General features: G+C 64.0%; 8 protein-coding genes. All 8 read right to left on the bottom strand.

The annotated features are described in order from the left end of the window. Position 1 precedes the first annotated feature (1 nt). Positions 2–1,468, bottom strand: a complete 1,467-nt coding sequence (gene nuoN, locus JMF90_RS11870) for an NADH-quinone oxidoreductase subunit NuoN (protein WP_006478275.1) — start codon at positions 1,466–1,468, stop codon at positions 2–4. A 24-nt stretch (positions 1,469–1,492) separates the two neighbouring features. Beyond that, positions 1,493–2,983 carry an NADH-quinone oxidoreductase subunit M gene (locus JMF90_RS11865; RefSeq protein ID WP_006484881.1) on the bottom strand — a complete coding sequence of 497 codons (1,491 nt, stop codon included), beginning with the start codon at positions 2,981–2,983 and terminating at the stop codon, positions 1,493–1,495. Between the two features lie 18 nt (positions 2,984–3,001). Beyond that, the gene (nuoL, locus tag JMF90_RS11860; protein WP_124464122.1) at positions 3,002–5,050 is read right to left on the bottom strand and encodes an NADH-quinone oxidoreductase subunit L; all 2,049 of its coding nucleotides are present in this window, start codon (positions 5,048–5,050) and stop codon (positions 3,002–3,004) included. A gap of 17 nt (positions 5,051–5,067) precedes the next feature. Then, entirely contained in the window at positions 5,068–5,373 is a 306-nt protein-coding gene (gene nuoK, locus JMF90_RS11855; protein WP_006478272.1) for an NADH-quinone oxidoreductase subunit NuoK, read from the bottom strand. A gap of 17 nt (positions 5,374–5,390) precedes the next feature. Beyond that, the gene (locus tag JMF90_RS11850; protein ID WP_011545812.1) at positions 5,391–6,041 is read right to left on the bottom strand and encodes an NADH-quinone oxidoreductase subunit J; all 651 of its coding nucleotides are present in this window, start codon (positions 6,039–6,041) and stop codon (positions 5,391–5,393) included. Positions 6,042–6,153: 112 nt separating this feature from the next. Beyond that, positions 6,154–6,642, bottom strand: a complete 489-nt coding sequence (gene nuoI / locus JMF90_RS11845) for an NADH-quinone oxidoreductase subunit NuoI (protein WP_006478270.1) — start codon at positions 6,640–6,642, stop codon at positions 6,154–6,156. 10 nt (positions 6,643–6,652) lie between these two features. Next, the gene (gene nuoH, locus JMF90_RS11840; RefSeq protein ID WP_006478269.1) at positions 6,653–7,720 is read right to left on the bottom strand and encodes an NADH-quinone oxidoreductase subunit NuoH; all 1,068 of its coding nucleotides are present in this window, start codon (positions 7,718–7,720) and stop codon (positions 6,653–6,655) included. Further along, a partial coding sequence (locus JMF90_RS11835; RefSeq protein ID WP_201325125.1) for a molybdopterin-dependent oxidoreductase occupies positions 7,721–9,083 on the bottom strand: 1,363 nt, incomplete at its 5' end. It abuts the gene before it with no gap.

The raw sequence follows: 9,083 nt of genomic DNA, 5'->3' as shown, positions 1-9,083 counted from the left end.
ATTACAGCGGCAGCGTGTGACGGATTGCCTGCAGGCAGGCAGTCAGCAGCGGGCTCGGGATCAGGCCGAGCACGACGACCGCCAGGCCGTTCAGCACGAGGATCGTGCGCTTGCAGAAATCGCCCGAGATCGGCGTCGAATCCTGCGGGGCATCGAAGTACATCAGCTTCACGATGCGCAGGTAGTAGAACGCACCGAACAGCGACGTGATCACGGCCAGCACGGCCAGCCACGTGAGGCCCGCGTTGACGGTCGCCTCGAGCACGGCCAGCTTCGCGTAGAAGCCGACGGTCGGCGGGATGCCGGCCAGCGAGAACATCATGACCATCATCACGAACGCGAACACCGGGCTGCGCTTGTTGAGGCCCTTGAAGTCGTCGATCGTTTCCGCTTCGAAATCGCGGCGCGCGAGCAGCATCACCACGCCGAACGAGCCGAGCGTCGTGATCAGGTAGACGATCGCGTAGAACATCGCCGAGCTGTACGCGTTCGCCGGTGCCGCCGCGTCGCCCTTCACGATGCCCGCGAGCAGGCCGAGCAGCACGAAGCCCATGTTCGAGATCGCCGAGTACGCGAGCATCCGCTTGATGTTGCGCTGGACGATACCGGTGATGTTACCGACGATCAGCGACAGCGCGGCGAGGATCACGAGCGCGGTCTGCCAGTTCTGGGCGAGCGGCAGCAGGCCCATCACCAGGAAGCGCAGGCCCCATGCGAACGCGGCAACCTTCGGGCCGCCGCCGACGAACAGCGTCATCGCGGTCGGTGCGCCCTGGTAGACGTCCGGCACCCACATGTGGAACGGCACGGCGCCGAGCTTGAACGCGATACCGGCGACGATGAAGATCACGCCGAACATCAGCACGGCCGCGTCGGTGTTGCCGCCGACCGCCTTGTACACCTCACCCAGTTCGAGCGAGCCGGTCGCGCCGTAGAGCATCGAGATGCCGTACAGCACGAAGCCCGACGCGAGCGCGCCCAGCACGTAGTACTTCATCGCGGCTTCGCTCGACTGTGCGGCGTCGCGGCGCAGCGCGATGACCGCGTACAGCGACAGCGACATCAGTTCGAGGCCGAGGTACAGCGTCAGGAAGTTGTTGCCCGACACCATGACCAGCTGACCGAGCAGCGAGAACATGCCGAGCAGGAACACGTCGCCGCGGAACATGTCGCGGTCTTCGAGGTACTTGCGCGAATAGACGAGCGAGACCGCGAAACCGAACGACACGACCGCCTTCATCATGCTCGCGAACGAGTCGACGACGATCATCTTCGAGAAGAAGTAGTACGGCTGCGGGTCGAGCGCCTGGACCGCGAACCACACGCCGGCGACCACCGACGAGACGACTGCGATCAGATAGGTCAGGCGGCGACCGGAAGCACCGGCAAAGGTGTCGTTCAGCCATGCGACGACGATGGCGGCCATCACCAGCGCGTCGGGCAACAGGACATTCATAGGAGCGTTCATGATCTTGAGTTCCTCCGCTCGCGATTACTGGGCCAGCGGCAGCTTCGACTGCGCGACGTGGGAGAGGAGGTTTTCGACGGAAACGTGCATCACGTCGGTGAAAGGCTTCGGATACAGGCCCATCAGCAGCGTGAACGCGGCGAGCACGGCCAGCATCAGGAATTCGCGACGGCCGATGTCCTTCAGCTTGGCGACGTGATCGTTCGCCACCGCGCCGAAATACACGCGCTTGTACATCCACAGCGTGTAGGCCGCGCCGAGGATCAGCGTGAATGCCGCGCCGAATGCGATCCAGAAGTTGTACTGGACGGCCGCGAGAATCACCATGAACTCGCCGACGAAACCCGACGTACCCGGCAGGCCGCAGTTGGCCATCGAGAACAGCATCGCGAATGCCGCGAACTTCGGCATCACGTTCACGACGCCGCCGTAGTCGGCGATCTGGCGCGAGTGCACGCGGTCGTACAACACGCCGATGCAGAGGAACATCGCGCCCGACACGAAGCCGTGCGAGATCATCTGGATGATCGCGCCTTCGACGCCGAGCTGGTTGAAGATGAAGAAGCCGAGCGTGACGAAGCCCATGTGCGCGATCGACGAATACGCGACCAGCTTCTTCATGTCGGCCTGCACCATCGCGACGAGGCCGATGTAGATCACCGCGATCAGCGACAGCGTGATCACGACGGGTGCCAGGAAGTGGCTCGCGTCAGGCGTGATCGGCAGCGAGAAGCGCAGGAAACCGTATGCGCCGAGCTTCAGCATAATCGCAGCCAGCACGACCGAGCCGCCTGTCGGCGCTTCCACGTGCGCGTCCGGCAGCCACGTGTGCACCGGCCACATCGGCACCTTCACCGCGAACGCGAGGAAGAAGGCAATGAACAGCAAGATCTGTGGCGTCATCGCGATCTTCGCGTTCTGCCACGTCGCGAGGTCGAACGAATGCGTTTCCGTGTACAGGTAGATCAGCGCGACCAGCATCAGCAGCGAGCCGGCCAGCGTGTACAGGAAGAACTTGAATGCCGCATACACGCGGTTCGGGCCGCCCCACACGCCGATGATGATGTACATCGGGATCAGGGTCGCCTCGAAGAACACGTAGAACAGCAGGCCGTCGGCCGCCGAGAACACGCCGATCATGATCCCGGACAGGATCAGGAATGCCGCGAGGTACTGCGCGACGTTCTCGGTGATCACTTCCCATGCGGCGATCACGACGATCACCGTGATCAGCGCGGTCAGCACGACGAACCACATCGAGATGCCGTCGACGCCGAGGTGATACGCAATGTCGAAGCGTTCGATCCAGGTCGACTTCTCGACGAACTGCAGCGCGGCCGTGCTCGAGTCGAAGCCCGTGATCAACGGGATCGTGACCGCGAGGCCGAGCAGCGCGCCGATCAGCGCAACCCAGCGGGCCGTCCCCGGATTTTTGTCGTTACCTACCGCCAACACGAGGAGGCCGAAAACGATCGGCAGCCAGATCGCGGTACTGAGAATCGGAAAAGCGTGCATTAGTGTTGTCTCCCCGCCTTATTTGCCGCCGAGCGTTACAAACAGGGTCAGGAGCCCCAGCATGCCGATGATCATGGCGAACGCGTAGTGATAGATGTAACCGGATTGGAGGAAGCGGATCACGCCGGCGAACCAGCCGATGAACCGGGCGCTGCCGTTGACGAGGCCATCGATCACCACGACGTCACCCTCCTTCCACAGGCCGCGGCCGATCGCCACCGAACCGCGGGCGAACACCACTTCGTTGATCTTGTCCATGTAGTACTTGTTGTCCAGCAGCGTGTAGATCGGGCCGAACGCGCGGCGGATCGACGCCGGCAGCTCCGGACGCTTCAGGTACAGGAACCACGCGACGACCACACCGGCGAGCGCCAGCCACACCGGCAGGCCCGACACCGAGTGCAGGCCCATGCCCACCCAGCCGTGGAACTCTTCGGCCATCTCGGCGAGTGCCGGATGGTTTTCGCCGATGAAGATCACCTTGTCGAATGCGACGCCGTGCTGGAAGAAATCGCCGAACAGCATCGGGCTGATCGCGATCGCGCCGATGATCACCGACGGGATCGCCAGCAGGACCAGCGGCACCCACACGACCCACGGGGTCTCGTGCGGCTCGTGCGCGTGGTCGTCATGACCGTGGCCGTGATCGTCGTGACCGTGCGCGGCCGCCATGCCCATCGGCGATTCCGGATGCTTCGGCTTGCGGAAGCGCTCCTCGCCGTGGAACACCAGGAAGTACATGCGGAACGAGTACAGCGCCGTGACGAACACGCTCGCGACGACCGCGAAGTACGCGAAGCCCGAACCCGGCAGGTGCGACAGCTTCACCGCGTCGATGATCGAGTCCTTCGAGTAGAAGCCCGAGAAGAACGGCGTGCCAATCAGCGCGAGCGAACCGACGAGCGACGTGATCCACGTGATCGGCATGTACTTGCGCAGGCCGCCCATGTTGCGCATGTCCTGGTCGTGGTGCATGCCCATGATGACCGAGCCGGCGCCGAGGAACAGCAGCGCCTTGAAGAACGCGTGCGTCATCAGGTGGAACACGGCGACCGGGTAAGCGGACACGCCGAGCGCGACGGTCATGTAGCCGAGCTGCGACAGCGTCGAGTACGCGACCACGCGCTTGATGTCGTTCTGGACGATGCCGAGGAAGCCCATGAAGAGCGCCGTGATCGCGCCGATCACCGTGATGAACGACAGCGCGGTATCCGACAGTTCGAACAGCGGCGACATGCGCGACACCATGAAGATGCCGGCCGTCACCATCGTCGCCGCGTGAATCAGCGCCGAGATCGGGGTCGGGCCTTCCATCGAGTCCGGCAGCCACACGTGCAGCGGGAACTGGGCCGACTTACCCATCGCGCCGATGAACAGGCAGATACAGGCAACGGTCAGCAGGCCCCAGTCGGTGCCCGGGAAGTGCAGGCTCGCCAGTTCGGCGCGCTTCGCGAACACTTCGCCGTAGTTCATCGAGCCGGCGAACGCGAGCAGCAGGCCGATGCCGAGCAGGAAGCCGAAGTCGCCCACGCGGTTCACGAGGAACGCCTTCATGTTCGCGTAGATCGCGCTCTCACGCGTGAAGTAGAAGCCGATCAGCAGGTACGACACCAGACCCACCGCTTCCCAGCCGAAGAACAGCTGCAGGAAGTTGTTGCTCATCACGAGCATCAGCATCGAGAACGTGAACAGCGAGATGTACGAGAAGAAGCGCTGGTAGCCGTCTTCCTCCGCCATGTAGCCGATCGTGTACACGTGCACCATCAGCGAGACGAAGGTCACGACGACCATCATCATCGCGGTCAGCGAATCGACGAGGAAGCCGACTTCGAGCTTCAGCGAGCCGACGTTCATCCATTCGTAGACGGTCGCGTTGAAGCTCGCGCCGCCCATCACGTCGAAGAAGACTTTCGCCGACAGGAGGAACGCGATCAATACGCCGAGGATCGTGATCCGGTGTGCGCCCTTGCGCCCGACTGCGTTCCCGAACAGCCCCGCAATCAGCGAGCCGGCCAGCGGAGCGAGCGGAATCGCCAGCAGCAGGTTTTCATTGAGTGTCGTTGACATAACAGCGTAGCCTGAAATTAACCTTTGAGCTGATCGAGATCCTCGACATTGATCGTGTCGAGCTTACGGAACAGGGTCACCAGAATCGCGAGGCCGATCGCGGCTTCCGCGGCGGCGACGGTCAGCACGAAGAACACGAAGATCTGGCCGTGCACGTCGCCGAGGTAATGCGAGAACGCGACGAAGTTGGTGTTCACCGCCAGCAGCATCAGTTCGATCGACATCAGGATGATGATGACGTTGCGGCGGTTCAGGAAAATCCCGACGATCGCGATCGCGAACAGGATCGCGCCGAGCACAAGGTAGTGAGCAAGAGTCAGCATGGTTTTCTTTCCTCCGCTTAGCCGTTGGTGCCCGAACCGGCTTCGCTCTGCGCCGTTTCCGGCTGCGGCTTGTCCGCTTCCATCTTCACGAGGCGCACGCGGTCGTTGCGGCGCACCTTGACCTGATCCGACACGCGCTGGCGCTTGCTGTCCTTGCCCTTGCGTTCGGTCAGCCCGATCGCGGCAATGATCGCGACCAGCAGCACGAGGCCGGCGATTTCGAACGCGAAGATGTAGTCGGTGTAGATCACCTTGCCGATCAGGCGCGTATTCGACCAGTTGGCCATCTCGCCCGTCGCCATCGCATGCACGGTGTGCGTGTCGCCGTAACCGCGCCACAGGATCAGCGCGGTTTCGATCACGATGATCGCGCCGACCACGGTCGCCATCGGCACGAAGCGCTTGAAGTCGCGGCGCAGGTAGTCGATGTTGATGTCCAGCATCATCACGACGAACAGGAACAGCACCATCACCGCGCCCACGTAGACCAGAACCAGCAGGATCGCGAGGAACTCCGCTTCCAGCAGCATCCAGATCGCGGCGGCGTTGAAGAACGCCAGCACAAGGAAAAGCGCAGACGCCACCGGGTTGCGCGAAGTGATCACCTTCAGCCCTGATACCACCAGGAGCAGCGCGAAGATGTAGAACAGTACGGTCGTGAATTCCATGATTACCGGTTCATCGTTAGGCCATAGTCAGGCGCGGCTTGCGGAACGCCCGCACCCGTCGCGGCGGCTCGGCCCGTGCATCGTTCATGCCGGGCCGGCACTGCAAACACAATCAACGATACGGCGCGTCGGCAGCCTTCGCCGCGGCGATGTCCTTCTCGTAGCGATCGCCCACCGCGAGCAGCATTTCCTTCGTGAAATACAGGTCGCCGCGCTTTTCGCCGTGGTACTCGAGAATCTGCGTCTCGACGATCGAATCGACCGGGCAGCTCTCTTCGCAGAAACCGCAGAAGATGCACTTCGTCAGGTCGATGTCGTAGCGCGTCGTGCGGCGCGTGTTGTCCGCGCGCGTTTCCGATTCGATCGTGATCGCCAGCGCGGGGCACACGGCCTCGCACAGCTTGCACGCGATGCAGCGCTCTTCGCCGTTTTCGTAGCGGCGCAGCGCGTGCAGCCCGCGGAAACGCGGCGAAATCGGGGTCTTCTCTTCCGGGAACTGCACGGTGAACTTGCGCTTGAACGTGTAGCGACCGGTCAGCGCGAGCCCCTTCAGCAGCTCGGTCAGGAAGAAAGTCTTAAAGAAGTGTTGGATAGCCGTCATGATTTCGTCCTTACTTCACCCAGATGTTCAGCGGCGACATCATCCAGAAGCCAACCACGATCACCCAGACCACCGTGACGGGCAGGAACACCTTCCAGCCCAGACGCATGATCTGGTCGTAACGGTAGCGCGGGAACGTCGCGCGCACCCAGATGAACACCGACAGCAGCGCGAAGACCTTCAGCACCAGCCAGAAGATGCCCGGGATGAACGACAGGAATTCGAACGGTGCGTCCCAGCCGCCGAGGAACAGCGTCGCGGCCAGTGCCGAGATCACGATCATGTTGATGTACTCGGCGAGGAAGAACAGCGCGAACGCCATGCCCGAGTAATCGATCATGTGACCCGCGACGATCTCCGACTCCCCTTCCACCACGTCGAACGGGTGACGGTTCGTTTCGGCGATGCCCGAGATGAAGTAGACGACGAACGCCGGCAGCAGCGGCAGCCAGTTCCACGACAGGAAATTCACGCCGTGGCCGGCGAAGAAGCCGTGCTGTTGCGAGCCGACGATTTCCGACAGGTTCAGGCTGCCGGCCGTCATCAGCACGAGCACCAGCGCGAAGCCCATCGAGATTTCGTACGACACCATCTGCGCCGCGGCGCGCATCGCGCCGAGGAACGCGTACTTCGAGTTCGACGCCCAGCCGGCGAGAATCACCGCGTACACGCCGATCGACGAGATCGCCATCGCGTACAGCAGGCCCGCGTTCACGTTCGCGAGCACGGCTTCCGCCTGGAACGGAATCACCGCCCACACCGCGAACGCCGGCACGACCGTCATCACCGGCGCGATCAGGTACAGCCAGCGGCTGGCGGCGCTCGGCTGAATGACTTCCTTCAGCAGCAGCTTCAGCACGTCGGCGATCGGCTGCAGCAGGCCGCCGGGGCCGACGCGGTTCGGGCCGAGACGCACGTGCATCCAGCCGATCAGCTTGCGTTCCCACAGAATCAGGTACGCGACGCACAGCAGGATGACGACGGAGACGACGAGGATGCGCACGACTGCCCACACCGTCGGCCACGCGAAGCCGAGAAGCTCGGCCCCGCCCGCGTTGATCGTATCGAACAAGCTCATTTACGCCTTCTCCACCACCAGTTCACCGGACAGGCTGCCGAGCGCTGCGCCGGCAGGCGTCGCCGCCGACACGCGAACGACCGTCTCCGCAAGATTCGCGTCGCGCACGGCCGGCAACTGCACCGCACGCTCGCCCTGGCGCACGCGCACGGCGTCGCCTTCCTTCAAGCCCAGCTTGTCGAACAGCGCGGCCGGCAGGGCTGCGGCATTCGCCGCCTTCGCGGCGGCCGTCAGGTGCAGCGCACCCGCGCGGCGCACAAGTGCGTCGGCGTGATAGATCGGCACATCGGCCAGGCGCTCGAAACCGCCATTCGCGGCATTCGCCGCGGCACGGGCCGGCGCGACCGACGTCTGGTTCGACAGGCGGCCCGCGACGCCGGCGTCGCCGAGCGCGGCGAGACGCACTTCTTCCGCGGTCTCGTATTCGAAGCTCGGCAGGCCGAGCAGGCTGCCCAGCACGCGCAGGACCTTCCAGGCCGGACGCGTGTCGCCGAGCGGGCGCACGACGCCGTTGAAGCTCTGCACGGTGCCTTCCGCGTTGACGAACGTACCGGCCGTTTCCGTGAACGGCGCGACCGGCAGCAGCACGTCGGCGTAGTCGAGGCCGTGCTTGAACGGCGACATCACGACGACCATTTCAGCCTGGTTCAGCGCGGCAAGCGCCTGTGCCGGATCGGCGGTGTCGAATTCCGGTTCGACGTTCAGCAGCACATAGCCCTTGCGCGGCTGCTCGAACGCTTCGCGTGCGTTCAGGCCGCCTTCGCCCGGCAGTGCGCCGACGACGTGCGCACCGACCGTGTTCGCCGCTTCCGTCAGGAAGCCGAACGTGGCGCCGGTGTTGTCGGCGATCCACTGCGCGACGGCGTGCAGCTTCGCGAATTGCGGATGACGGACCGCGACGTTGCCGAGCAGCACCGCGCGGCGTTCGCCGTTCGCGAGCGACTGCGCGACAGCCTGGGCGGCCGGCGATGCCGTGACGCCCGCGAGCGCGTCGGGCAGCGCGACGCTGCGCAGTTGCGCGACGGCGGCGGCGATGCCGGCCAGCTCGTCGAGCCATGCGGACGGCGCGGCGACGATGCGTTGCGCGGTCGGGATCAGCGAATCGTCACCGGTCGCGTGCAGGAAATGCAGCTTCGCGCCGTTCTTCGCAGCCTGACGCAGGCGCGATGCGAACAGCGGGTGGTCGCGGCGCAGGAACGACCCGACGACGAACGCGGCGTCCACGTTCGACAGATCGGCGATCGGCATGCCGAGCCACGGCGCGCCCTGGACCGGTGCCGAGAAATCCTGCTGACGCAGACGGAAGTCGACGTTCGGCGTCTTCAGTTCGTTGGCGAGCTGCTTCACGAGGAACAGCTCTTCC

The sequence above is a fragment of the Burkholderia sp. E168m23 genome, from assembly GCF_016586125.1.
Taxonomy (GTDB): Bacteria; Pseudomonadota; Gammaproteobacteria; order Burkholderiales; family Burkholderiaceae; genus Burkholderia; species Burkholderia orbicola.
This window is presented reverse-complemented; position numbering and strand designations above follow the sequence as displayed.